This is a genomic window from Streptomyces piniterrae, from assembly GCF_005048155.1.
Lineage (GTDB): Bacteria > Actinomycetota > Actinomycetes > Streptomycetales > Streptomycetaceae > Streptomyces > Streptomyces piniterrae.
The window spans coordinates 214431-239411 of sequence record NZ_SUMB01000005.1 but is presented as its reverse complement, the minus strand read 5'-3'; the positions used below and the strand labels follow the sequence as shown (position 1 = coordinate 239411).

The window sequence follows — 24981 nt, the reverse complement described above, 5'->3', positions numbered from 1 at the left end:
CCGCACACGCGCCCCCACTCATGCTTCCATGCGCCCCACGTGCGAGAACGATGCGCCGGGGCGGATCCGTGTCGGCCGTAACCCTTGGTGAACGGTGAAGTTGTCATCTCTGTGGATGAAACCATCGGAGTCACAGGAGCCTCGCAGATCCCCAAGCAGCGCGGCGAGACGCTGCTAGACACTGCGGTGCGTTATGCGGAAGAGCGCCATTGGGATGTGTTCCCCGGCGCATGGCTGGAGCACGACGGCGAACTCCCGCGCTGCTCGTGCCGCCAGGCCGACTGTGCTGCGCCCGGCGCGCACCCGACCGCCCCCGGGTGGGCCGGGCTGGCCAGCGGCAGCGCGACGGCGGTCCGCCGGATGTGGGGCAAGCACCCCCGGGCCTCGATCCTGCTCCCGACGGGCCGGACGTTCGAGGCGCTCGATGTGCCCGAGACGGCCGGCTGCCTGGCGCTGGCCCGTATGGAGCGGATGGGGCTGCCGCTCGGCCCCGTGACCCGTACGCCGGGCCGCCGGATGCTCTTCCTCGTCCTGCCCGGGGCTTCGGTGAAGGTGCCCAAGCTGGTACGGGAGATCGGCTGGGCGCCGGCCGCCCTCGATCTGGTCTGCCGCGGCGAGGGCGAGTACATCGCGGCGCCGCCGACCCGGGTGGGGACGCACGGGTCGGTGCAGTGGGCGCGCCAGCCGACCGCCTCCAATCGCTGGCTGCCGGACGCGGAGGAGCTGGCCAGCGCGCTGGCGTATGCCTGCGCGCGCGACGCGGCGGCGGTCCGGGGGCACTGATCGCCGGGCCTGCCGCCCTGCCCGGCGCCGCCCGCGAGGGCGCCGGGCCGATTGTCCGTACCCGCCCGTATCGTGGATCGCGAACGGGGGCACGACCGGCCCCTGCGCGGACATGGAAGGGCGGGCCCGGTGGCGGACGACGGGGAGCAGATCGATGAGCGGGCCGGGTCGGCCGGGGCAGAGGCCGGACCGGCCGCCGCTCCGGGCGGGTCGGCCGGCCCTGACAGCGGGACGGCGGGACCGCCCGCGGTCCGGGTCCAGGGCCTGTGGAAGAAGTTCGGCGAGCAGGTCGCCGTCTCCGGTATCGATCTGACGCTGCCGGCGGGCCGCTTCATCGGGCTGGTCGGCCCCAACGGCGCGGGCAAGACCACCACCCTCTCCATGGTGACGGGGCTGCTGCGACCGGACGCCGGGCTGGTCGAGATCGGTGGCCACGACGTCTGGCGGGACCCGGTGGCGGTGAAGTCCCGGATCGGCGTACTGCCCGAGGGCCTGCGGCTCTTCGAGCGGCTTTCGGGCCGCGAACTCCTGGGCTACATAGGGCGGTTGCGGGGTCTGCCCGGCGACGAGGTCGACAAACGGGCCGGCCAGCTGCTGGACGTCCTCGACCTGTCCGGCTCCCAGAACAAGCTCGTGGTGGACTACTCCACCGGTATGCGCAAGAAGATCGGCCTGGCCGCGGCCCTGCTGCACAACCCCGAGATCCTCTTTCTCGACGAGCCCTTCGAGGGCGTCGACCCGGTGTCCGCGCAGACCATCCGCGGTGTGCTGGAGCGCTACACCGCCTCCGGAGCGACGGTGATCTTCTCCAGCCATGTGATGGAGCTGGTGGAGTCGCTGTGCGACTGGGTCGCGGTGATCGCCGCCGGCCGGATCCGGGCGGACGGCCCGCTGGCGCAGGTGCGCGGCACGGCCCCGTCCCTTCAGGACGCGTTCCTCGAACTGGTCGGCGCGAGCGACCGCGGCGCGGGGCGGGAGCTGGACTGGCTGGGCGGTGGCGGCGCCCGATGAGCACCGGATCCGCGGCCGCCCACCCGGCCGCCGCACCCTCCCTGACCTCCGTCTTCGTACGGCTGAAGCTGTCGCTGCTGCGTAACGGGCTGCGCCAGTCGACGGGCCGCACGGTGGCCTATGTCGCCTCGATCGCCGTGGGGCTGGTCTTCGCGGCCGGTGCCGTCCTCGGGCTGATCGCGCTGCGTGGCAACGCCCATGTGGGCGCGCTGGTCGTGCTGCTCACCGGGATCCTCACGCTGGGCTGGGCGGTGATGCCGCTGTTCTTCCCCGCCGGTGACGAGACCCTCGATCCGACCCGGCTGGTGATGCTGCCGCTGCGGCCGCGCCCGCTGATCGTCTCGCTGCTGGTGGCCTCGCTGGTCGGGATCGGTCCGGTCGTCACCTTCGCGCTGGTGGCCGGCTCCGTGATCGCGGTCGCGGAGGGGCCGGTCGCCGCGGCCGTCGGCGTACTGGCCGTGGTCCTGGTGGTGTTGGTGTGCGTGTCCCTGGCGCGCGCGGTCGCCACCGCTTCGGTGCGGCTGCTGACCAGCCGCCGCGGCCGCGATCTCGCGGTGCTGAGCGGCCTGTTCATCGCCATCGGTGCGCAGGGCGTCAATATCGCCGCCCAGAAGCTGGGCCGCCCGGACGGGCTGTCCGTTCTGGAGCCGCTGGGCGACGTCCTGCGCTGGGTGCCGCCGGCGTCCGCGATAAGCGCCGTGGACGACGCCGGGCACGGCGCGTACGGGCGCGCGGCGGTGGGCCTGTCGCTGACGGCGGTGGTGCTGGTCCTGCTGCTGTGGTGGTGGCAACGGACCCTGACCGCCCTGATGACGTCGCCGGATTCGTCCACCCTCCAGGCCGTCGAGAAGGACAGCGGACGGCAGTCCGGTTCCGGTGACCGCGGGCCGGCGCGGCTGCTGCCGGGCGGGCGTACGGGCACGGTCATGCTGCGGACGCTGCGCTACGCCTGGCGCGACCCGAAGTCGAAGATGTCGTGGGCGACGGCGCTCGGTGTCGGCCTGCTGGTGCCGGTCGTCTCGTCGGTGCAGGGCAACGGCAGCATCTACACCGCGTTCTCGGCGTCCGCGCTGCTCGGCCTGCAGATGTACAACCAGTTCGGGCAGGACACCTCGGCGTTCTGGATGGTCGCCTCGACGATCTCCACCCCGCGCGACGCCTATCAGGAGCTGCGGGCCCGCGCCCTGACGCTGGCCCTGGTGGCGGTCCCCTATGTCACTCTCGTCGTCATAGGCACCGCGGCCCTCATCGGCCCGTGGTCGTCCTTCCTGGAGGTGTACGGGCTGTCGCTGGCGCTGCTGGGCGCGCTGCTGGCCACCGGGGCGCTGTCCTCCGCGCTGTTCCCGTACTCGATCCCCTCCGAGGGCAACAAGAACGTCGCGCCGGGGCAGGGCGCCATCGCCTGGTTCAGCCTCTTCGGGGGGCTGCTGATCGGCGCCGGGCTCAGTCTGCCGCTGCTGGCGCTGACGATCTGGCTCCATGTCGCGGGCCTGCACGGCCTGTTGTGGGTGCTGCTGCCGGTCGGCGTGGTCTACGGTGCCGGCGTCGCGGAGCTGGGGCTGCGGGTGGCCGCGCCCAGGGTGGCGCGGCGGCTGCCGGAGATCCTGACGGCGGTCAGCAAGGGCTGACGGCACCGGGCAGTGGTGCGGCGACCTCCGCTTGACATCAAGTTTGGTTGAGGTCCGAGGGTTTGGGGTGCCGGCCGAGGAACGGCCGGCACCCCATTCGTCTCAGGAGTACCGCCATGCCCGCTGCCCCCACGCTCGGCGATACCGCCGCCGGGTCCGGCACGCCCACCGGCCGCCCCCGTGAGTACGGCGTCACCGCCCTGGCGTCCGTCGTCGTCCTCGGCTCGCTGATGACCGTGCTCGACACCACGATCGTCAACGTCGCCCTCAACCGGCTCTCCCGGGACTTCCACGCCCCGCTGGCCGCCATCCAGTGGGTGGCCACCGGCTACACCCTCGCGCTGGCCGCCGTCATCCCGCTCACCGCGTGGGCGATCGGCCGGTTCGGCACAAAACGCCTCTATCTGCTGGCGATCGGCGCGTTCGCCCTGGGCTCCGCGCTCGCCGGGCTCGCCTGGAACACCGAGTCGCTGATCGCCTTCCGGGTGCTCCAGGGGCTGGCGGGCGGCGCCGTCCAGCCGGTCGGCATGACCATCCTCATCCGGGCCTCCGACCCGGCACACCGGGGCCGGATGATGAGCATCCTCGGCCTCCCGGTGCTGGTCGGCCCGTTGATCGGCCCGGTCCTCGGCGGCTACCTGGTCGATGAGGTCTCCTGGCGCTGGATCTTCCTCATCAACATCCCGGTCGGCGTCCTCACGCTCGTCCTGGGCGCCCGCTTCTTCCGGCGCGACACCCCACAGCCCACCAGCCGGCTCGACCTGCCCGGCCTGCTGACCCTCTCCCCCGGTCTGGCCCTGCTGATCTACGGGCTGAGCACCGGCGCCGAACGGCACACTTTCACCACCGCCGGCGTCCTGCTGCCCACCCTGCTCGGCGCCGCCCTCGTCGTCGCCTTCGTGATCCGCGCGCTGACCGCCCGGGACCCGCTCATCGACCTGCGGCTGCTGCGGCACGGCCCGTTCGGCTCGGCGGCGGCCACCCTGGCACTGTTCGTCTGCGGGTACTTCGGCTCGATGCTGCTGCTGCCGCTCTACTACCAGGTCGTCCGCGGGCAGAGCGCGACCGGCGCCGGGCTGCTGGGCATCCCGCAGGTCGTGACCACCGGCATCACCATGCAGTTCGCCGGCCGGCTGGTCGACAAGGTGGCGCCGCGCCGGCTCATCATGTCCGGAGTGGCCCTGGCCGCCACCGGGTTCCTCGCCTTCACCACCCAGGTCGCCGCCGACACCCCGTACGCGGTGCTGCTCGCGGCGCTCGCCGTCATGGGCATCGGGGTCGGTATGACGATGATGCCGACCATGGCTTCGGCCACCCGCAACGTCGACAACGACCGGATCCCGGCCGCCTCCACGACGCTGAGCATCATTCCGCAGATCGCGTCGTCGATCGGCGGTGCGCTGATGTCCGTCCTGCTCGCCGGGGCGATCGCCGACCGGCTCCCGGGCACGATGGCCGGCGGCCTGGAGGCCGTCCACGCACTGCCCGCCGGTGCGGTGCGCGGCCTGGCGCCACAACTCGCCGAAGCCTTCCAGCACACCTACGTGTGGGCCGTGGCGCTGGTGGCACTGGCCCTCCTGCCTGCGCTGTTCCTGCCCCGGGGAAAGCGGGAGGCGGTCTGAGGGGGCCGGTGCGGGCGGGCGGCCTGTGGACAACGGCCGGTGCGGAGCGGGCGTTGCCGCGACGTTATCCACAGGCTCAACCGGCCGGTCGACGCGAGGGGTAGCGTCGGGGCAGCGATATCAACGAGATGTGAACGAGGGGCGGTGGGGGCGGTGCGGCGCGCCGGAATGCTGCTGGTGGTGGGTTGGTTGGCGGTGCTGTTCACCGCCGGCGGGGCGCAGGCCGCGCCCGTGGGGCAACAGGCACCGACCCAGGCCGCGTATCTCGCCGAGCGGCTCCGGGAGAACCCGGTCTACATCAGCGATCAGATCCCGCGCGAGGTCCCTCGTTCCACCGCCCCCGAATTCGCCCGGGAGGCCCGGCGGCTGAGCGTTCCGACGTATGTCGTCGTGCTCCCGCGGTCCTCCCTCACCGTCGACACCTCCGGTCTGCTCGCCGGTATCCACGACCGGCTCGGGCGCAAGGGCCTGTATGTCGCGGTGAGCGAGTCGGGGCTGGACGAGGTGGAGACCTACGGGGTGAGCCTGCCCGCCAAGGACGCGAGCACGGCCACGCTGTACGAGCTGCCGTACGACGCCACGGCCCGCGAGACGTTCCGGCACTTCGTCGACGTCCTCGTCTCGGGGCAGGCCCCCCAGCGCGCCGAGGCGGCCCGCGCCCGATACGGCGGCCCGGACGCGTCGGACGAGCCGTCGAATCTGCACACCTCCCACACCGACCGTGAGGACCAGAGCTTTCTGACCGGTATCGCGGTCACCGGGATCCCGCTCTCCGCCCTGCTGATCACGATCTACGCGTGGCAGCGGCACCGGGTCCGGCACGCCCCCGGCACGGCCGGTCCCGGGCCGTTCCCCCGCGCACGTCTGATCCCCCTCGGGGCGGCCGCCCTCGCCGTCGCCGGGCTGCTGGCCTTCACCGCCTCGCAGATCTATGACGACACCACCAGCGGCGACGGCGCACGTCCGACGGCCGCCGATATGCGGGCCCGCATCGACCGGTTCGCCGACGGCCTGCGCCGCGACCCGCTCTACGTCGATCCCGAGACCCCGTCCGAGCTGGACGCCGCCGAGCGCGCCCACCTCCGCGACCGGCTCCGCTCGCTGAAGATCCCGGTCCTGATCGCGGCCGTCCCCACCCCCCTCGAAGACGAATCCCGGGGCAGCGCGGAGCTGTTGGCCAAGTCGCTGCACGACCGGCTGCACCGCGACGCCCTCTACGTGATCGCCAATCCGGCGTCCGGCATGATCGACCTCTTCAACTACGGTGCGCGGATCGGCGACGACTACTTCCTCGAGCGCCCGCGCGAGATCGAATACCCCCGCTCCGCCGACCCCCGGCTCGGCCCCCGCCTGGACACACTGCTCACGTTCGTCGCCAGGACTCCGCCGGCCGCACCGGGCCACCCGCCGTACCCCCCGCCGCCCGCGGAGGACCCGGTCACGGAGCGGGCGCTGCCCGGCCTCTTCGCCGGGGACTTCGATGCCGGGCTGCTCGTCGGCACCTTTGCGGCGGGCCTGCTCTTCGGCCTGGTGGCAGCGGGGTGCGCCGTCGGCCGCGCCGGCCGCCGCCGCTTGCGTCCCCGGCCGTCAGGACCGGCCCGGACTCCCGAGGTCTCCGGAGCCCGGACTCCCGAGGCCCCGGACCGGCCCTCCCTCTCCTGGCTGCGGCGCACGGCCCGCCGGGAGGTCGACGCCCTCACCGCCGCCCTGGAGTCCGCGACTTCGCTGTCGGAGGAGCGCCGGCGCCGGGCATGGGAGTGCCTGGACGCCGCGGCGCTGCTGATCGACGGCGAGAGCGACGGCCGGATCGACGCCGACGCCGGCCCCGCCGACCTCGCCTGTGCGATCGTGCTGACCCGCGCGGGCCGGGCCTCGACCGAGGACCCGGACGCCGGACCACACGTCTGCGGGCGCAATCCGCTGCACGGCGCGGCCCGCGGGCGCCGGGAGATACAACCTGACGGAGACAGCGACGTCCTGGGCCGGGTGATCCCGGTGTGCGAGGCCTGCCGGGAGACGCCGGGCCCGATGCTCCGGCTACGGTCCTCGACGACCGGGGGCGGCGACCCGTATGTCCCCTACCCCACGCTTCCCGGACCGCTGGCCGCCCTCGGCGACGGCGCCTCGACAGACCAACTCACCAGCGATGTACGGGAGCACTTCGGTGTCCACTGACCTCCGCCGCCGCCTGCGGACCGCCGCCGCGGTCGCCACGTCCTCCGTCGCGCTGCTGCTCTGCGCCGCGTCGCCCGGCATGGCGGCCGAGAGCCCGGGGCAGAAGATCGCCGGCGCGCTGCGCAAGTCCCCGGTCTATGTCGACCCGTCCCTCTCCTCCGCTGTCGGCCCCGCCCAGCAGCGCGAGCTGATCGACCGGATCCGGCGCACCGGCCTGCCGATCCGCGTCGCGCTGGTGCCGCTGGTGGAGGGCGACAGCTGGGGCGGCGATCCCCGCCAGCTCGCCGAGGTGGTCCACGACCGGATGGGCGGCGGCCCGTCCATCCTCCTCACGCTCGGCACGTACCACGACGACATCGCCGCCCGCGAATGGCCGGCCGACGCCCACCAGGCGCAATCGGCCGCCGCCACGGTCTTCCACCAGGACGACATGCACGGCGCCGGCCTGCCGAAGCGGCTCGCCCGCGCGATCGACATCATCAAGGCGGGCGACGGCGACAAGGAATACGAGAAGGCCACCGCCGACCTCAACTCCCCGACAGGCAGCGCCGCTTCAGGCACGTCCGGTGCGGGCACGACGGGTTCGGGCAAGGCGTCCGACTCCCCGCTCGGCCGGATCCTGGCCCTCGCCGTCGGGCCGGTGCTGCTGCTCGCCGCGGCCGGTCTCCTGCTGCGCCGCCGCGCCCGACTGCGCGACCTCTCGACACCGTTCGCACTGCCGCGCTCCGTCTTCGCCGCCGCGCGCAGGGCCGACGAGGCCGGGCTCCGCGACCGCGCCGCCGAAGAGGTCATCCGGCTGGGCGAGGAGGCACACGCCGCCCAGGGCGCCGCGACATCCGTCGAGCGGGCCCTCGATGCCTACGCCGCGGCCGGCACGGTCCTGGACCAGGCGCGCGGAATCCCGGACCTGGCAGGTGTGTTCGCGCTGGTCGCCGAGGGCCGCGCGGCCCTCTCCCAGGCCCCGGACGCGCTCCCCCTGTGCTTCTTCCACCCGCTGCACGGCCCCGCCGCCCGCCGCATACCCTGGCGCCCCCTCGGCCGCCGCGAGCAACTCCGCGTCGCCGCCTGCGACCCCTGCATACGCGCCGTACGGTCCCGTCGCGCCCCGGAGGTCCTCACCGACCACCGGGACGGCCGCCCGGTCCCGTACTTCGAGGTCCCCGCCGACGACAGCCTCTGGGCGGTCACCGGCTACGGCTCACTGCTCACCGAGGAGGACACCCTTGCCGCACGGGTCCAGCGCGGCGACTTCACCCGGACCCTGGGATGACCGCACGCGCGGCCGCTCAGACCGCCGGCAGGCCGTAGATCTCGTCGCCGTGGGTGGCCAGCAGCCGCTTCCCGGCGGCGGCGATGCGCCACTCCTCCATGCTCCCGGTGTTGTCGTTGTAGTTCCAACGGGCCTTGCCGGTCTTCGGGTCCAGCGCGAAGATCCCGCCGGCATCGTCGTACGAGGCGCCGTAGAGACTGTCGCCGACCCGCACGAACTCCGTCGGCGCCCGGCGCGCGCCGACGTCCTCGCACAGCCACTGCTTCTTGCCGCGCACGGGATCCACCGCCCACACCCCGCCGCTGTGGTCGCCCGCGTAGAGCACCCCGCCGGCCATCATGGGCTGGTAGAAACTGCGGCGGCCCTCGGAGGACAGGGACCAGTCGGGCTTGCCGGTGTCGATGTGCACCGACCGCAGCCGGTCGCCGCCCAGGAACACGCGCTTGGCGTGCACGGCCGGGCGCCAGGCGATGTCGTCGCCGATCTTCTGCGTCCACAGCTGGGTGCCGTTCGCGGTGTCCCGGACGGTGACGTTGCGCCGGCCGTCGGTGTAGACGAGCCGGCCGTCCACGGCTACGCCTTCGAGGTCGTAGTCCTTGGTGCCCTTGTCCCGCGGCTTGCGCCAGTCGACCTTGCGGGTACGGATGTTGATGGCCGCGATCGCGGTGAGATGGACCGTGGTGTCCTCCGTCCGCACGGAGGCGATGACGTAGATCCGCTGCTCGTCGGCGGCGAGGATGTGCTCGACGGTCAGCGCGCCGTTGAGCCTGCTGCGCCACACCTCCTTGCCGGTGGCCGGATCGAGCCCGATGACGTCGCCGTCGTACTCCGTGCTGACGAAGAAGAGCTTGCCGGCCGCGAAGATCAGCGGCGCCCCGGCGGGCGCCACGCCCTTGCGCGTCCATTTCGTCTTGCCGCCGCCGACATGCCGGGCGACCAGGGGATCGCCGCTGATCAACAGCAGTCCGTTGTGCGCCAGCAGCGGCTGGCCGGAGGTGAGCGAGTCCGTCTCGGCGGTGCGGTGCCACAGCACCTGCGGAGCGGTCCCGGGCGGCGGGGTGGTGAACTTCTCCGCCCCGGCGTCCCCGGGCTCCGGGCCGTTCGCGCCCTTCCCGTCCGCCTCGCCCTTGTCCTTGTCCTGACCGCCGAGCGCCCAGATCCCCGCGCCGCCGAGGGCCGCCACACCGACCGCGGCGCCCGCCGCGAGCCCGAAGAACCGGCGCCGGGAAGGCGCGGCGGGCATGGTGGGCGCGGCGGCCGCCGGCGCGTCGGCGACCGTGGGCACACCGCCCGGAGCCGTCGGCCGGCCGGAGTTCGACGCCCCGCCGAGGACGTACGTCGGCGCGGTGCCGAATCCGCCCGGAGCCCCACCGGGCGGCACGGGCGTCCCCTGCTGCCCACCGGGTGCGCCGGGGCCGGCGGCGTCCGGTACGGGCGTGCCGTGTTCCGGAGTTTCCAGGTCGAGGATGCGCGCGGCATGGGTGGCGATGGTCGAGGCGACCGCCCCCGGGAGCCAGTTGGTGAAGACCTCTCCGGTGCCCTTGGGCGCCAGCGTCTCCCACACCTGGGCGGGGGTGGGTCGTTGGGCGGGATCGCGCTGGAGGCAGGCCGTGACCAGGGCGAGCAGATGCTCCGGTACGCCGGTGAGATCCGGCTCGCCGTGGACGACCTGGTAGAGGACGGCGGCCGGGGTGGTGTCGGTGTAGGCGGTGCGGCCGGTGGCGGCGTAGGCGAGGACCGCGCCGAGCGCGAAGACGTCGCCGGGCGTGCCGACCGGCTGGCCGAGGGCCTGCTCCGGCGGGATATAGCCCGGCGAGCCGACGACCACGCCGGTCTGGGTCATCCGGTCTCCGTCGACGGCACGGGCGATCCCGAAGTCGATGACCCGGGGGCCGTCGGCCGCCAGCAGCACATTGGACGGCTTGAGGTCGCGGTGCACCAGGCCGACGGAGTGGATCTCGGTGAGCGCGGCCGCCAGCCCCGCGCCCAGCGCCCGCACACTGTGCTCGGGCAGCGCCCCGTGCTCGTCGACCACCTCGGTCAGCGACGGCCCGAGGACGAACGCGGTGGCGAGCCAGGGCAGTGCGGCGTCCGTGTCGGCGTCGACGACCGGCGCCGTATAGCGGCCGGACACCGCGCGGGCTATCTCGACCTCCTGCCGGAACCGCCCGCGGAACGCGGTGTCCTGGGCCAGATCCGGCCGGACGACCTTGACCGCGACGGTGCGCCCGCCCGCCGAGCGCGCCAGGTACACCCGCCCCATGCCGCCGGCGCCGATCCGGCCCAACAGGCGGTACGGCCCGAGGGATTGCGGATCGTCCTGAAGCAAGGGGTCCATCTGCGGGCCTTCCCCGTCGACCGGGCGCGCAGTGCAGCACCGCCCTAACCAAGCCGCGCGACCACCGCGCCACGGCAGTGCATCGTAACGAAGCCGGTTGCGGCCAACTCGCCTGGCACACCGCCCCGATGGCCGCACGATGTGGAGGCCCGCCGTCCTGTTTCCGCGAGGATTTGCGGGACTGCAACGGCGCCACGGGCGGCCTCGGCCGCCCGTGGCAGGACGCCCACCGCCCGACCGCCAGCCACCGGCACCGGCACCAGCACCAGCACTGACACCGGCACCAGCCGACGCGGCGCCCCGCCTCAGATCACCGATCCCCTTCGCGCACCGCCCCCAGACCACCGCCCCCTCAAACCCACCGCCCTCTCAAACCACCGACCCCAAAAACCCCTCAACCACCCGCCGCCACTCCTCCGGACGCTCCCAGGGCAGCAGATGCCCCGCATCGGCGATCTCGGCGTACTCCCCCCGCGGCAGCACCCGCACCATCTCCTGCGCCTCCGCACGCCCCAACTCGGCGTCCAGCCCCCGCACGACGAGCGCCGGGCACGGCACCTGGCCGAGCTCCTCCCAGTGCGCGTCATGGACCCAGGTCTCACGGGCCGTCAGCATCTGCCGACGGGAGAAGACCGGCCGCCAGCCATCGGCCCGCTCGGCCATCACCTCGGCGAAGAACTCACCGCGCGCGGGCCTCGGCCGCTCGAGCGTCGGATCGTCCTCGCCGAACCACCTGCGGACATCCGCCAGCGTCGCGAACGGCACCGGCCACGACCGAAACCACTCGGTCCACTCACGCTGCGACGCCGCGCCGAGCGCCGATGCCCGCATATCGCAGATGACCAGCGCACTGACCAGATCCGGTCGGCGGGCCGCTAACTGCCACGCCGTCAGGGCGCCCATGGCATGACCGACGAGGGCGACCGGGGCCAGGCCGAGCTGCTCGATGGCCGCGATCGCGTCGTCGACATAGGCGGAGCGGTCGTACGGGCCGTCGCCCGGCTTCTCGCTGCGGCCGTGCCCGCGCTGGTCCAGGCCGACCGGGCGATATCGCGCGCCGAGCCAGCGCGCGGTGTCCGCCCAGTGCGCCGCGCGCCCCATCAGGCCGTGGAGCAGCAGCACACCCGGGCCGCGCTCGGTCTCCTCCAGCCCGCCACCGATCTTGGGCGGGTCGGTGAACTCCCAGGCGGCAAGCCGAATGCCGCCGGCCCCTGTCACATCGATGCGCCGCACCATATGCCCTGGCACCCCCAATCGTCCCTTGAGCAGCCCCACACTATCGAACCTCTATTCGAACGCACCGTCAGCGCGCCCAACACCCCTCGTTCGAGTGACGGCGCTCAAGGATTGGCCGCGCTCCCCACGGGGAGACATCTGCCGGGAGGCGGGCCCTACCGGGAAGGGGGCCCGAGGGGAAAGACCCTGGGAGCTCGGGGCTCCGGGTCTTTGCGGGGGGACATGGGGAGGCAGGGCCCCGGCTGCTCGCAGCGCCGGGGCCCTGATCGTCATCGGACTCAGCGGACCCAGTGGACGCACACGAGCCTCCTCCCCACCCCGGAGAGCCGACGGCGGGCGCCCCCGCCTCGTGCCGACATATGCCAATGCGTCAGCGCAAGCGTGGCACGACACCGGCCGTATCGCACCGATTCGCACAAGACCGTTCAACGCGCATGCACTTGCGAAGCCCGCCGAACGGCGCATCGGCGCAGTTCAACGGGCTCACGAAGGCAGACGGAAAGAATGCGGAAAAGAGAAGCGAAGGGGACGGCCTCGCGCCCCGTACCACCACCGCCGAACCGGCCCCCGCGCCGGCCATGAGAGCGGCACACGGCCGTCAAGACCCAAGCCCCGGCGGGGGCATGACGGCCCGACCGCTACCGCTCGAGCCCCGACGGCACCGCCACCGCACGCACCCCGGACGAGCCGCGGCGGCCAGGGCCGGTCCGGCCCTGGCCACTTGGTCAGGCCCTACCGCTTGGCCACGAACACATGCGAGGCGATCTCGGCGTCCAGCTCGGCGGCCTCGCCACTGCTGCCGACCAGCACGCCGGCCGGCGACTCGGTCACGCTCACCACCGCGCCCGGCTGCACACCGGCCCGCCGCAGCGTGTACATCAGCTGGGCGTCCGCCTGGATCGGCTCGCCGATGCGGCGCACCACGACCGTCTTGCCGTCGGACCCGGCGTCCAGATCCATCAGGCTCACCATGCCCGCGTCCAGGAACGGGTCAGCCTCGGAGGACTCGCCGAGCTCCTCCAGGCCGGGGATGGGGTTGCCGTACGGCGACTCCGTCGGATGGCGCAGCAGTTCCACGACGCGGCGCTCGACCGCCTCGCTCATCACATGCTCCCAGCGGCACGCCTCGGCGTGCACCTGCTCCCACTCCAGCCCGATGACGTCGACGAGCAGGCACTCGGCGAGGCGGTGCTTGCGCATCACGCGGGTGGCCAGCCGCCGGCCCTCTTCGGTCAGCTCCAGATGGCGGTCACCCGCGACCGTCAGCAGGCCGTCTCGCTCCATGCGCGCCACGGTCTGGCTGACCGTCGGGCCGCTCTGTTCGAGCCGCTCCGCGATGCGGGCGCGCATGGGCACCACACCTTCCTCTTCCAATTCGAGGATGGTGCGGAGATACATCTCCGTGGTGTCGATCAGTCCGGACATGCGTGCCCCTCGATATGTCGTGCGGTGGCCCTGAACCCAATTCTGACGCATCCCACTGACAACGGTGCCTACTCGTCCGCACACCGGACGTCGCGCCTGTATTGACACGGCACTGGTCCAGACCGCAACGTGATCCGCGCCACGACCGCCCGCCCTGCGGATTCCGCCTGGGTGAGCGGCGCATACGCACCGTGCGGAGGCCGTCCGTACGCCGGTGGAATCCGGCGCGGCGCCCCGGGAATCCGAGGCGGAAGACGGGAATTCCCGGGATGTCACCACGGCCGACGACACCCGACAAAACGAGAGGGGCCCCACACCCATGGTTGACAGCGGCGGGAGCAACGGGAGCAGCGCAGGCGACCGGAGCGACCCGGGCGACCGGCCGGCCGGGCAGTACTTCGACGCCGCGATCACCCTGCTGCGGCGGGTCCGCGACCAGGAGGGCGGCCGGATCACCGAGGCCGGAAGGCTGATCGCCGACACCGTCGAGGCGGGCGGCCGGGTCTTCTCCTTCGGCGCGGGACACTCCTCGCTCCCCGCGCAGGACACCGTCTACCGCGCGGGCGGCCTGGCGGTCATGAACCTGCTGTCCGTCCCCGGGGTCGTGGGCGTGGACGTACGGCCGGCGACCCTCGGCAGCGCGCTGGAGCGGGTCGACGGGCTGGCCGGGGCGGTGCTGGACACCAGTCCACTGGAGCCGGGCGACGTCCTGGTGATCATCTCGCTGTCCGGGCGCAATGCGCTGCCCGTGGAGATGGCGATGAACGCCCGTGCGCTCGGCATCAAGGTCGTCGGTGTGACGTCGGTGGCGTACGCCGAGGAGACCAAGTCCCGGCACGCCTCGGGCACGTACCTCAAGGACCACTGCGACATCGTGCTCGACAGCCGGATCCCGGTCGGTGACGCGGAGCTGACGCTGCCCGGCATCGACGCGCCGTTCGCGCCCGCCTCCACGGTCGTCACCAGCGCGATCATGCAGGCCGTGGTGGCGACGGCGGCGGCCGCGCTGGCCGAGCGGGGCATCGACCCGCCGCTGCTGCGCTCCGGGAACGTCGACGGCGGACACGACTGGAACGCCCGGGTGATGGGCGCGTACGCGGACCGGATCTTCTACCGGCAGTAGGACCGGCCGGTGCGGGGGCGGGGGCGGTGGCTCAGTCCGCCTCCGCCGCCGCTCCCGCGAGGTCCAGTGCGGTCGCGATCCGGCCCGCGACGTCCTCCGCGTACACCGCGTCCGCGCGGTCGAAGGGGCGGCGGGAGGGTGCCCGCAGAAAGGTCACGACGCCGAGCGTGCGGCCGCGGCTGCGCAGCACCACGCACAGCCCGTGCACCGTGCCGTCCGGCCACTTGCGGGCGGCCGCCCAGCCGTCGGACGACACCGGGCCGGCGCTCGTCCGCACCGACCCGCAGCGCTCGTACGCCTGCGCCGCCGGATGCCCCGGCGCGTACGCCACCGGGAGCCCGGTCGGCGGTACCGCCTCGGAGGGGCCGGGCGAACCGGCGGGCGAGGCCAGCGCCCGCACCAGCCGCGGCGCCGCCGCGTCCGCCTCGCCATCGGCGTCCCAGCACGCCTCGTCCGCCGGCTCCGCCAGCGCCCCGTAGGACGCCGGCGGGGGCGTCGCGACCAGGTCGACCAGGCCGTGGTCGGCGAATCCGGCCAGCGCGAAGTCGAGGTGGACGGCCGCGGCCTCGGCCGGGTCCCGGCACTCCGCCGCCGCGCGCGAGGCACGGTGCAGCTGGTGGGAGCGGAAGCGCAGCAGGGAGTTCTCCCGCTCGGCCCGCTTGGCCTCCGTGACGTCCTGGAACAGCCAGGCGACGCCGAGCGGCACCGGTTCCTCGGCCAGCGGCGAGGCCAGCCGGACGAAGCCGCTGCGCCAGCACCGGCGGGGCAGTTCGCCCTCGTCGGAGCGGAGCGCCACCCACATCTCGGCGGCGGCCGGCGGCGCGCCCTCCCCCAGGACATGCTGGAGCGCCGCCTCCACCTCCTCCACGCCCTGCGCCAGGAAGTCGCCGAGCGGGCGTCCCAGCAGGGCCGTACGGCCGACGCCGAGGGCGCCGGCGGCGTGCGCGTTGACGACGGCGGGCCGCAGATCGGCGTCGACCAGCACCACGCCCCAGGAGGCGTCCTCGAAGAGCGCCTCGCTCAGCGCGATGGACCGCTCCAGATCGATCTGCGTATGCGCCTCGCTGAAGGCGCAGTACACGCCGGCGACCCGGCCATCGGGGCCGCGGACCGCGGAGGACTGGGTACGGACCAGGACCCGGCGGCCGTCCTTGGTCAGCAGCGCGAACTCGTGCACCTGACGGCCCGGGGAGCGCATCGCGGCGGCCAGCACCGCCTCGATCTCCTCGGCGTCCGGCTCACGGGCCGCCCAGCCGCCCAGGCCCGTACGGCCCACCGCCTCTTCGGCGGTCCAGCCCAGGACGCGTTCGGCTTCGAGGTTCCAGTGGGTGACCGCGCCGTCCGCGCCGAAGGCGACCAGGGCGGCGTCCATGCCGTCCAGGAGCGCGGCGAGCAGTCCGGAGTCGTCGTTGTCCGGTGGCGGGCCCTGGTCCCGTGGATCCGGCTCGGCTTCCGGTCCGGCGGTGGGCGGATGCGCCAAGGAGGCTGACGAGGCGGAGGAGGCAGACGAGGCAGATGAGGCAGACGAAGCAGTCACTGGCACCCCTTACGAACACGGCCGCACGTGCTGCACCTCGGATATTCAACTGGACCGTGACCCAGGGCACACGCGATTCCCGGAAATCGTTGCTTCCGGGAAATTCGGTTGTGCGGCCCGGGACGGCTTCTTAATGTGTGGGGCACACGAGAAGGGAGGTGGTTCGGCCAATGATTTCGCACCGGACGCGTGAGGTGGCTGCGGGCTAGCGGCCCGTCGCTTCACCGGAAGTGCAGCGCCGGACCGGCGCATACTGCAGATGCGCAGCCGGCCAATCCCAAGCAGTCACCCGACCCGCGGGCTGTCGGTTCGTCCGACCGGCCCTTCGCGCCACCGAGCGCGGAGGAGCAGCCCGCGGGTCGTCTGCGTGTGCAGGGCTCTCCGCGTGCGCAGGGCCCGGCGCCGCCCGCCCGTCTCAGGGCGCCAGGCGTTCCACCCGCCAGAGCCCGGCCCGGCGGCCGCCGCCCTCCTCGCGTACGTACCGCAGCCGGTCGTGCAGCCGGTTGTGCCGGCCCTGCCAGAACTCCACCGCCTCGGCGGCGACCCGGTAGCCGCCCCAGTGCGGTGGCGCCGGCACCTGCTCGCCCTCCGGGTAGCGGTCCGCCAATTGCTCGTAGGCGCGCTCCAGTTCCGCGCGCGAGGCTACCGTCGCGGACTGTTCGCTGGCCCAGGCGCCCAGTTGGGAGCCGTGCGGGCGGGTGCGGAAGTAGGCCGCGGTCTCGTCCCTGCCGATACGTTCCGCGGTGCCGGTCACGATGACCTGGCGGGCCAGCGGGTGCCACGGAAACAACAGCGAGACATAAGGGTTTTCGGCCAATTCGCGGCCTTTGCGACTGGTGTAGTTGGTGAAGAAGACAAAACCCCGGCTGTCGAATGCCTTGAGGAGCACGGTCCTTGAGCTGGGCCGCCCGGCGGCGTCCGCGGTCGAGACGACCATCGCGTTCGGTTCGTGCAGACCGGCCACGGCCGCTTCCTTGAACCAGCGCGCGAACTGGTCGTACGGACTGACGGCGAGATCCGACTCGGCGAGTCCCTCACTGCGATAGTGCGCACGCATGGAGGACGGGTCGGGGGCGTCATGGGCTTCGGGAGAGGGCACGTCGGCGGGATGCACGGCCTCATCTTGCAACATCACGTGCGCCGCGGGCAGCCGGGAAGGCCGGAAGTCTGCCCCTGGTCGACCTGCCGTAACCCTCTCTTCAGCGAATCGCCGAGTGTGCCGGATCTCACGCCTCCCCGCAGGTGACGAACCCGCCAAAATCATGGGCCTGCCCACTGTGGCCTCCGGACATCGGGAGCTATCGTGTCCGGCCTGGAGCACTCACGACTTCAGGGACTCGCCACTTCGCACAGTGACCGCACCGCGGCCCGACCCACCGCGGGAGGAACTGTCGCGTGACCCCTGCCCCGGCGGGGCATCACCCGGGGTGACCGGTACGGACCGCGAGCTGCCAGGCGCAGCCGCGTAACCGCACCGGCACCACACACCAGACTCGACCGCACGGCATTCCGGTCACCGGCCGTCTGCCGTCCCCATCATGAGGAGCCGAATGATGTCCGACTTCGTACCCGGACTCGAGGGAATCGTCGCGTTCGAGACGGAGATCGCCGAACCGGACAAGGAAGGCGGCGCGCTCCGCTACCGCGGGGTCGACATCGAAGATCTCGTCGGGCACGTGTCCTTCGGGAACGTCTGGGGCCTGCTGGTCGACGGGGCGTTCAACCCCGGTCTGCCGCCCGCCGAGCCGTTCCCGATCCCGGTGCACTCCGGTGACATCCGGGTCGACGTCCAGTCCGCGCTCGCCATGCTCGCGCCCGTCTGGGGCCTGAAACCGCTGCTTGACATCGACGAGCAGACGGCCCGCGACAACCTCGCCCGCGCCGCCGTCATGGCGCTGTCGTACGTCGCCCAGTCGGCCCGCGGGCAGGGCCTGCCGATGGTCCCGCAGAAGGAGATCGACAAGGCGGAGACCGTCGTGGAGCGCTTCATGAAGCGCTGGCGCGGCGAGCCCGACCCCAAGCACGTCAAGGCCGTCGACGCGTACTGGACGTCGGCCGCCGAGCACGGCATGAACGCCTCCACGTTCACCGCGCGGGTCATCGCCTCGACCGGCGCCGACGTGGCCGCCGCGCTGTCCGGCGCGGTCGGCGCGATGTCCGGCCCGCTGCACGGCGGCGCGCCCTCCCGCGTCCTCGGCATGATCGAGGAGATCGAGCGGACCGGCGACGCCGGCGCCTACGTCCGGCAGGCGCTGGACAAGGGCGAGCGGCTGATGGGCTTCGGCCACCGCGTCTACCGCGCCGAGGACCCGCGGGCGCGGGTGCTGCGACGCACCGCCAAGGAGCTGGCCGCCCCGCGCTTCGAGGTCGCCGAGGCGCTGGAGAAGGCCGCGCTGGAGGAGCTGCACAACCGCCGCCCCGACCGGGTGCTGGCCACCAACGTCGAGTTCTGGGCGGCCATCGTCCTGGACTTCGCCGAGGTCCCGGCGCACATGTTCACCTCGATGTTCACCTGCGCCCGCACGGCGGGCTGGAGCGCGCACATCCTGGAGCAGAAGCGGACCGGCCGACTGGTCCGGCCGTCGGCCCGCTACGTGGGGCCCGCGGCGCGCAACCCGCAGGAGATCGTCGGGTACGAGGACATCGCGGGCCGCTGAGCACCGCGCACCGCCCGCGCCGCCTGAGCCGCGGCTCGGTCCCGCGGGGACCGAGCCGCGCTCAGCCCAGGCGCAGCGTCGCGTGGATGTTGCCGGCCCACTGCTCCACCACCCGTTCCCGCCGCCCCGAATCGTCCGTCAGGAGATTCGCCAGGCCCAGGCCCCGGGCCATGTCCAGCAGGCCCTGCACCGTCTCCCGTACGCCGGGGACGGATTCGTCCGCTTCCAGCAGTGCCACCGCCGTACGGTGCGCCTCCCGGCCGACCCGTGCCTCCAGTGCGGTGACACGTTCGCGCAGCTGCTCCTCGTCGGACGCGGCCACCCACAGATGCAGCGCGGCCCGGAACAGCGGGCCCGTGTAGAGCCCGACCAGTTCCTCGACGATGATCCGGGTGCGGGCCGGGGAGCCGACCGGCGGCAGATTGTGCGCGACGGCCTTCAGCGCGTTCTGCCGCTTCTCCGCGACATGTTCGACGGCCGCCGTGAAGAGGTCCTCCCGGGTGCGGAAGTGGTGCTGGGCGGCGCCCCGGGAGACGCCGGCCCGCTCGGCCACCACGGAGACCGTGCTGCCGCTCCAGCCGCGTTCGGCCAGGCAGGAGACGGCGGCCTCCAGCAGCTTGAGGCGGGTGGCGCGGCTGCGTTCCTGCTGCGGCTGGTTGCCGGACAGGGTCCGGGCGCCGCGCGCCGGGCTCACCGCGCCCATGCCGGGGCCCGTCGCTCCAGGAAGGCGGTCATGCCCTCGCGGGCCTCGGCGGACCCGAAGAGCCGCGCCGACTGCTCGGCGAGCGCGTCCGTGTCGCGGTCGAAGGCCGCCAGTACTCCGGCGGTGACCAGCTTCTTCGACTCGGCCAGGCCCTGCGGGGAGCCCTTGCGCAGGCCCTCCACGACGGGGGCGAGGCCGGCGTCGACGTCGTCCGCCGCCAGGGTGACCAGCCCGATCCTGGCCGCCTCGGCGGGGCCGAACCTCTCCCCGGTGAGGTAGTAACGGCCGGCGGCGCGGGCGTCCAGCCGGGGCAGCAGCGGCATCGAGATGACGGCGGGGGCGAGGCCGAGCCGGGCCTCGGTGAAGGCGAAGGTCGCGTCCGGTCCGGCCGCCGCGATGTCGCAGGCGCCGAGCAGCCCGAGGCCGCCGGCCCGCGCGTGCCCGGTGACCCGGGCGACGACCGGTTTGGGCAGCTCCACGAGGGCGCGGAGCAGCCGGGCCAGACCGAGCGGACCGTCCTTGGCGGCGCCGGAGGTGGCCTCGGAGAGGTCCGCGCCGGCGCAGAAGGTGTTGCCGGTGTGGGTGAGCACGACGGCGCGGGTGGCGTCGTCGGCCGCGGCGTCCGCGAGCGCCTGGTGGAGCCCGGCGACGAGCCGGGCGGACAGGGCGTTGCGGTTGTGCGGGGAGTCCAGGGTGACGGTGGTGATGCCGCGCTCATACGCGACCCGCACGAGAGGCTCCGGCGAGTCAGCCGCGCCCCTTCCTCTGTCATCGGTCACTTCGGTCATCGGGCCGTCGAGCTGCTTCCTGTTCCTTGAGCGTTGTTGCTCGGATCGGATGATTCGCTCTCCGCACTGGGGTGCTGGAGTCCTGGACCGGCAGTCTGGTCCGTCGGCGATCGGCCCGTTCCTGGATGATCTGCCTGACCCGCGTGTGCGGGGTGTACAGGGAGATGTCGGGGTCTCCATCTCGTTCCAGGACGTTGATCGCTCCCGCGTGGTCTGCTTGCCACACCGCCCCGCACTGGGTGCAGTGAAGCCGGTCCCCTTGGCGCTTGCCGAGGATCCGGCAGCAGGGGGCGACTTGTGAGGTGTAGGCAGAGTTGACCAGCGTCAGCACAGAACCTCTGCGCTCCGACACGCTTGCCAGCGCCTCAGCCGTGACTCCTTTGGTCCAGGCGGCGAGGCGGCGGTTGGTGTTCTTGCCCAGCTTCTTCCGGGACACGAAAGGCCGGGTCAGATCCTCAGCAACGATTTCCCGGGCCTTGTCCACAACGTGGTGGACCGAGGCGAAGGTGATGCTGCGTACCTTCGTTTCGAAGACGCGGCGCCGCCCGTTGCGCTTGACTGTGCCGAGGTTGTTTCGGGTGATCCGGGCGGCCTTCGCCTCATCGCCCTGCTCAAGGGCTTTTTCGGCGATGGAACGGATCTTTGCCCGACGGGCGTTCTTGGCCTTGAGGAAGTCGGATTCTGCGCGAAGCAGGTCGCCGAGTTCCTGACCGAGGTGGTTGCCGTCCGAGTCGGTCAGGACTTCGCTGTATCCCTTGTCCACGCCGATCTTCTCAGTGCCGCAGGGCCGCAGACTGGACTTCAGGGCAGAGGCGTCGATGGCGTAGTGCACCTCGACCTGGCCGTCACGGAGGATCAGCCGCAGCGTCCCTGTCGGCGCGACCGTGGTGCCCAGCGGGATGGTGACCATCTTCCTGCGCACGAGCGACGGCACCGCGAGCCAGACGTTGCCCCCCTCGGTGAGGCTGTAGGTGCGGTACTGGTCTGAGCGCACCACGATCTGATTGTGGGTGCGGTTCCGGCCGCGCCGCCAGTGCCGACGCATCATGCGGGACAAGTACGGATCATCGGTCCATTGGTCGCGCTTGAGCGCGGTGAACAGGCATTTGCGCTCGGTCTTCTTCGCGGTGCGCTGCCGGATGGCCCTGCGGACCGGCACCTTACTGGCTTCACGGTGCGCTTTGATGTCGGCGACCGCATCGCGCACGGTCTCTTTCCACGCATTGGCCAGGACACCAAATCCACGAGCTGTGCCATCGGCCATCCATGTGTTGCGGATAGTGCGATCGCAGACGCCTACTCCAGCCAGTGACCCGAACTGGCGCCACACCAGCGAGCGGACCGCGCCCAGACGGCGTGCTTGCTCGACGAGTTGCGCGTACTTCCCCGCATTGAGCCTGCGGCTGTAGGCGACGCGGGTGACCTTCACTGTGCTCCGCCCTGGCGCTGTGTGGCCTGTTTGCCCGTTAGTTCAAGCCGGCATCGGCGATCCGACAGCATCGAAAACCCCCTCCAACTCATACGACCACGCTAGCGCGAGCCACTGACAACGCAGCGGACTCCGCCTGCTCGGCCAGCAGAGACTCCCGCCCTCAGTACGACTTGGGCAGCCCCAGTGACTGGTGTGAGACAAAGTTGAGGATCATCTCGCGGCTGACCGGGGCGATCCTGGCCACCCGGGCGGCCGTGATCATCGAGGCGAGGCCGTATTCGTGGGTGAGGCCGTTGCCGCCGAGGGTGTGCACGGCCTGGTCGACGGAGTGGACCGCGGCCTCGGCGGCCGCGTACTTGGCCATGTTGGCGGCTTCGCCGGCGCCCATGTCGTCGCCCGCGTCGTAGAGGTGGGCGGCCTTCTGGGTCATCAGCCGGGCGAGTTCCAGCTCGATATGGGCCTGGGCGAGCGGATGCGCGATCGCCTGGTGGGCGCCGATGGGGTCCTTCCAGACCTGGCGGGTGCGGGCGTAGTCCACGGCCCGTTCCAGGGCGTAGCGGCCCATGCCGAGGGCGAACGCGGCGGTCATGATGCGTTCGGGGTTGAGGCCGGCGAACAGCTGGAGCAGCCCGGCGTCCTCGTCGCCGACGAGGGCGTCGGCGGGCAGCCGCACGTCGTCCAGGGTGAGCTCGAACTGCTTCTCCGGGGCGGCCAGTTCCATCGGGATGGGGCTGCGGCCGAAGCCGGGGGTGTCGCGCGGGACGAGGAACAGGCACGGCTTGAGCTTGCCGGTCCTGGCGTCCTCGGTGCGGCCGACGATCAGTGTCGTGTCGGCGATGTCGACGCCGGAGACGAAGACCTTGCGGCCGTTGAGGACCCAGTCCCCGCCGTCGCGGCGGGCGGTGGTCGTGATGCGGTGCGAGTTGGAGCCGGCGTCCGGCTCGGTGATGCCGAACGCCATCGTGCGGCTGCCGTCGGCCAGCCCCGGCAGCCAGGTCCGTTTCTGCTGCTCGGTGCCGAACCTGGCGATGACCGTGCCGCAGATGGCGGGCGAGACGACGAGCATCAGCAGCGGGCACCCGGCGGCCCCCAACTCCTCCAGGACGATGGCGAGTTCGGCTATGCCGCCGCCTCCGCCGCCGTACTCCTCGGGGAGGTTGACGCCGAGATAGCCGAGCGCCGCGGCTTCCGCCCAGAGTTTGTCGGTGTGCCTGCCGTCGCGGACGACGTCGGCGAAGTATGCGCGGCCGTAGCGCTTGCCGAGCGCCGCGACGGCGTCCCGCAGGGCGCGGTGTTCCTCGGTCTCGATCACAGGGTTGTTCATGGCTGTGCTCATGACGGCTCCTTGTGTGCCGGGGTGGGTCCGGTCCTTGTGTGTGCCCGAGTCAGTCCGATACGACGGCCAGCAGCGCGCCGACCTCGACCTGCTGCCCGGTGCGGACGGGCAGCGAGGTGAGGGTGCCGGCGCCCGACGCGGTGATCTTGTGTTCCATCTTCATGGCCTCCAGCCACAGCAGCGGCTGCCCGGCCTCGACCCGGTCGCCCTCGGCGAGCCCGGCCGCGACGCGGACGACCGTCCCGGGCATCGGCGCGAGCAGCGAGCCGGGTTCGGTGCGGGCGGCCGGGTCGGGGAAGCGGGGGCGCGCGGTGAGCGCGCACGAGCCGAGCGGGGAGTCGACGAAGACCTGGTCGCCGGCCGCCGCTATCGCGAACTCGCGGCGTACGCCCTCGACTTCGAGCACGACCTTGTCCCGCGCGGCGCCGAGCAGCCGTACGCCGGGGAAGTCCTCGGCCCGCAGCCCTTCGCGGGTGATCCGGTAGCGGACCTCGTAGCCGCGGTCGCCGTGCTCGTACGTCTTGGTCTGCGGCTGCGAGGCGACGTTCCGGAAGCCGCCGAAGCGGGACCGGCCGTGCGCGTCGGCGACCGCGGCGGCCAGCGCCTGGAGGGCCGCGCCGGCTTCGTTCCGGGTCGTCAGCGCGGCGAGATGGCGGTCGTAGAAGCCGGTGTCCATGCGGGCCCCGGTGAACTCCGGGTGCCGCAGGGACCGTACGAGCAGGTCGCGGTTGGTGACCGGGCCGTGGACGCGGGCGCGTTCCAGTGCGGCGGCCAGCTTGCGTACGGCCTGCGCGCGGGTGGGCGCCCAGGCGACGGCCTTGGCCAGCATCGGGTCGTAGTGCACCCCGATCCGGTCGCCGTCCGCGTACCCGGTGTCCAGGCGCAGGCCGGGCACGGAGAGGCGGTGCAGGGTGCCGGTCTGGGGCGCCCAGCCGCGCGCCGGGTCCTCGGCGTAGAGGCGGGCCTCGACGGCGTGGCCGCGGGGTTCGGGCGGCTCTGCGGGCAGTGTTTCGCCCTCCGCCACGCGGATCTGGAGGGCGACCAGGTCGATGCCGAACACCTCCTCCGTGACGGGGTGTTCGACCTGGAGGCGGGTGTTCATCTCCAGGAAGTGCGCAGTGTCGCCGACGACCAGGAACTCCACGGTGCCCGCGCCCCGGTAGTCGGTGGCGCGGGCGGCGCGGACCGCCATCTCGTGCAGGGAGGCGGTGAGTTCGGGGGTGAGGCCGGGGGCCGGGGCCTCCTCGACGACCTTCTGGTGGCGGCGCTGGAGGGAGCAGTCGCGGGTGCCGAGCGGCCAGACCGTGCCGTGCGCGTCGGCCATCAGCTGGACTTCGACGTGCCGGCCGCCTTCCAGGTACGGCTCGACGAACACCTCGTCGTCGCCGAAGGCGCTCCGGGCCTCGGCGCGGGCCGCCGCCAGCTCCTCGTCGAGCCGGGACAGCTCCCGTACGACCCGCATCCCGCGGCCGCCGCCGCCCGCCGCCGCCTTGACCAGCACCGGCAGATCGTCCTCGGTGACCTCGGTCAGCGGGGCGATGCCCATCAGTTCCTTGGCCCGGGTCTTGGAGGCCATCGCCTCGATCGCCTCGGGCGGCGGGCCGATCCAGGTGAGGCCCGCGTCGAGCACGGCGCGCGCGAAGCCGGCGTTCTCGGCGAGGAAGCCGTAGCCGGGATGGACGGCGTCGGCGCCGGTGTCGAGGGCGGCCTTCACGATCAGGTCGCCGCGCAGATAGGTGTCGGCCGGGGTGTCCCCCGGGAGCCGTACGGCGGCGTCCGCCTCGTGTACGTGCGGGGCCCCGGCGTCCGCGTCGGAGTGCACGGCGACGGTGGAGATGCCCAGCTCACGGCAGGTACGGAAGACCCGGCGGGCGATTTCGCCGCGGTTGGCGACGAGCACAGAGGTGATCATGTTCG

General features: G+C 72.7%; 18 protein-coding genes. 8 read left to right on the top strand and 10 right to left on the bottom strand.

Going from position 1 to position 24981, the window contains the following annotated elements:
- Positions 1-111 precede the first annotated feature (111 nt).
- The 6 genes from FCH28_RS17400 (at position 112) to FCH28_RS17375 (ending at position 8489) form a co-directional block, all read left to right on the top strand.
- Entirely contained in the window at positions 112-783 is a 672-nt protein-coding gene (locus FCH28_RS17400) for a bifunctional DNA primase/polymerase (RefSeq protein WP_136740955.1), read from the top strand.
- 150 nt (positions 784-933) lie between these two features.
- Entirely contained in the window at positions 934-1794 is an 861-nt protein-coding gene (locus tag FCH28_RS17395) for an ABC transporter ATP-binding protein (protein ID WP_425471956.1), read from the top strand.
- Positions 1791-3422, top strand: coding sequence for a transporter (locus FCH28_RS17390; RefSeq protein ID WP_136740953.1), 1632 nt, complete (start codon positions 1791-1793; stop codon positions 3420-3422). Before FCH28_RS17395 ends, FCH28_RS17390 begins: the two co-directional genes overlap by 4 nt.
- Positions 3423-3538: 116 nt before the next feature.
- On the top strand, positions 3539-5044 hold the full coding sequence (locus tag FCH28_RS17385; RefSeq protein ID WP_136740952.1) for a DHA2 family efflux MFS transporter permease subunit: 1506 nt from the start codon (positions 3539-3541) through the stop codon (positions 5042-5044).
- A 144-nt stretch (positions 5045-5188) separates the two neighbouring features.
- Positions 5189-7219: a hypothetical protein gene (locus tag FCH28_RS17380; RefSeq protein ID WP_136740951.1), complete on the top strand. Its 2031-nt coding sequence runs from the start codon at positions 5189-5191 to the stop codon at positions 7217-7219.
- A complete protein-coding gene (locus tag FCH28_RS17375) occupies positions 7191-8489 on the top strand; it encodes a hypothetical protein (RefSeq protein ID WP_136740950.1) in 1299 nt (432 codons plus the stop codon). Before FCH28_RS17380 ends, FCH28_RS17375 begins: the two co-directional genes overlap by 29 nt.
- 16 nt (positions 8490-8505) lie before the next feature.
- On the opposite strand, the gene FCH28_RS17370 is transcribed toward FCH28_RS17375, so the two are convergent.
- The 3 genes from FCH28_RS17370 to FCH28_RS17360 all read right to left on the bottom strand — a co-directional run bounded on the left by FCH28_RS17370 (position 8506) and on the right by FCH28_RS17360 (position 13488).
- Complete coding sequence (locus tag FCH28_RS17370; RefSeq protein ID WP_136740949.1) at positions 8506-10827, bottom strand: serine/threonine-protein kinase; 2322 nt, start codon at positions 10825-10827, stop codon at positions 8506-8508.
- Between the two features lie 369 nt (positions 10828-11196).
- Positions 11197-12063, bottom strand: a complete 867-nt coding sequence (locus tag FCH28_RS17365) for an alpha/beta fold hydrolase (RefSeq protein WP_136740948.1) — start codon at positions 12061-12063, stop codon at positions 11197-11199.
- Positions 12064-12795: 732 nt separating this feature from the next.
- Positions 12796-13488, bottom strand: a complete 693-nt coding sequence (locus FCH28_RS17360; RefSeq protein WP_136740947.1) for an iron-dependent transcriptional repressor DtxR — start codon at positions 13486-13488, stop codon at positions 12796-12798.
- Between the two features lie 319 nt (positions 13489-13807).
- Here FCH28_RS17360 and FCH28_RS17355 point away from each other — a divergent pair, with 319 nt between their 5' ends.
- Positions 13808-14611: an SIS domain-containing protein gene (locus tag FCH28_RS17355; protein ID WP_136740946.1), complete on the top strand. Its 804-nt coding sequence runs from the start codon at positions 13808-13810 to the stop codon at positions 14609-14611.
- Between the two features lie 31 nt (positions 14612-14642).
- Here the strand turns inward: FCH28_RS17355 and FCH28_RS17350 are convergent, their stop codons facing one another.
- Both FCH28_RS17350 and pdxH read right to left on the bottom strand, forming a co-directional pair.
- Positions 14643-15983: a PAS domain-containing protein gene (locus tag FCH28_RS17350; protein ID WP_425471955.1), complete on the bottom strand. Its 1341-nt coding sequence runs from the start codon at positions 15981-15983 to the stop codon at positions 14643-14645.
- A gap of 580 nt (positions 15984-16563) precedes the next feature.
- Entirely contained in the window at positions 16564-17205 is a 642-nt protein-coding gene (gene pdxH, locus FCH28_RS17345; RefSeq protein ID WP_136741140.1) for a pyridoxamine 5'-phosphate oxidase, read from the bottom strand.
- Positions 17206-17701: 496 nt separating this feature from the next.
- Here pdxH and FCH28_RS17340 point away from each other — a divergent pair, with 496 nt between their 5' ends.
- Entirely contained in the window at positions 17702-18805 is a 1104-nt protein-coding gene (locus FCH28_RS17340; protein ID WP_136740944.1) for a citrate synthase 2, read from the top strand.
- 61 nt (positions 18806-18866) lie between these two features.
- On the opposite strand, the gene FCH28_RS17335 is transcribed toward FCH28_RS17340, so the two are convergent.
- The 5 genes from FCH28_RS17335 to FCH28_RS17315 all read right to left on the bottom strand — a co-directional run bounded on the left by FCH28_RS17335 (position 18867) and on the right by FCH28_RS17315 (position 24976).
- The gene (locus FCH28_RS17335; protein ID WP_136740943.1) at positions 18867-19508 is read right to left on the bottom strand and encodes a TetR/AcrR family transcriptional regulator; all 642 of its coding nucleotides are present in this window, start codon (positions 19506-19508) and stop codon (positions 18867-18869) included.
- Entirely contained in the window at positions 19496-20296 is an 801-nt protein-coding gene (locus tag FCH28_RS17330) for an enoyl-CoA hydratase family protein (protein ID WP_136740942.1), read from the bottom strand. The genes FCH28_RS17335 and FCH28_RS17330 overlap by 13 nt, the downstream gene beginning before the upstream one ends.
- Positions 20277-21725 carry a zinc ribbon domain-containing protein gene (locus FCH28_RS17325; protein ID WP_136740941.1) on the bottom strand — a complete coding sequence of 483 codons (1449 nt, stop codon included), beginning with the start codon at positions 21723-21725 and terminating at the stop codon, positions 20277-20279. The genes FCH28_RS17330 and FCH28_RS17325 overlap by 20 nt, the downstream gene beginning before the upstream one ends.
- Positions 21726-21888: 163 nt before the next feature.
- The gene (locus FCH28_RS17320) at positions 21889-23052 is read right to left on the bottom strand and encodes an acyl-CoA dehydrogenase family protein (RefSeq protein ID WP_425471954.1); all 1164 of its coding nucleotides are present in this window, start codon (positions 23050-23052) and stop codon (positions 21889-21891) included.
- A 61-nt stretch (positions 23053-23113) separates the two neighbouring features.
- Entirely contained in the window at positions 23114-24976 is a 1863-nt protein-coding gene (locus tag FCH28_RS17315) for an acetyl/propionyl/methylcrotonyl-CoA carboxylase subunit alpha (protein ID WP_136740939.1), read from the bottom strand.
- Between the last annotated feature and the right edge of the window lie 5 nt (positions 24977-24981).

Coding starts and splice junctions, on each gene's coding strand:
- FCH28_RS17390 (WP_136740953.1), top strand. CDS start 1,791: ATGAGCACCGGATCCGCGGCCGCCCACCCGGCCGCCGCACCCTCCCTG.
- FCH28_RS17385 (WP_136740952.1), top strand. CDS start 3,539: ATGCCCGCTGCCCCCACGCTCGGCGATACCGCCGCCGGGTCCGGCACG.
- FCH28_RS17375 (WP_136740950.1), top strand. CDS start 7,191: ATGTACGGGAGCACTTCGGTGTCCACTGACCTCCGCCGCCGCCTGCGG.
- FCH28_RS17370 (WP_136740949.1), bottom strand. CDS start 10,827: ATGGACCCCTTGCTTCAGGACGATCCGCAATCCCTCGGGCCGTACCGC.
- FCH28_RS17365 (WP_136740948.1), bottom strand. CDS start 12,063: ATGGTGCGGCGCATCGATGTGACAGGGGCCGGCGGCATTCGGCTTGCC.
- FCH28_RS17360 (WP_136740947.1), bottom strand. CDS start 13,488: ATGTCCGGACTGATCGACACCACGGAGATGTATCTCCGCACCATCCTC.
- FCH28_RS17355 (WP_136740946.1), top strand. CDS start 13,808: ATGGTTGACAGCGGCGGGAGCAACGGGAGCAGCGCAGGCGACCGGAGC.
- FCH28_RS17350 (WP_425471955.1), bottom strand. CDS start 15,983: ATGGACGCCGCCCTGGTCGCCTTCGGCGCGGACGGCGCGGTCACCCAC.
- pdxH (WP_136741140.1), bottom strand. CDS start 17,205: ATGCGTGCGCACTATCGCAGTGAGGGACTCGCCGAGTCGGATCTCGCC.
- FCH28_RS17340 (WP_136740944.1), top strand. CDS start 17,702: ATGTCCGACTTCGTACCCGGACTCGAGGGAATCGTCGCGTTCGAGACG.
- FCH28_RS17335 (WP_136740943.1), bottom strand. CDS start 19,508: ATGGGCGCGGTGAGCCCGGCGCGCGGCGCCCGGACCCTGTCCGGCAAC.
- FCH28_RS17330 (WP_136740942.1), bottom strand. CDS start 20,296: ATGACCGAAGTGACCGATGACAGAGGAAGGGGCGCGGCTGACTCGCCG.
- FCH28_RS17320 (WP_425471954.1), bottom strand. CDS start 23,052: ATGAACAACCCTGTGATCGAGACCGAGGAACACCGCGCCCTGCGGGAC.
- FCH28_RS17315 (WP_136740939.1), bottom strand. CDS start 24,976: ATGATCACCTCTGTGCTCGTCGCCAACCGCGGCGAAATCGCCCGCCGG.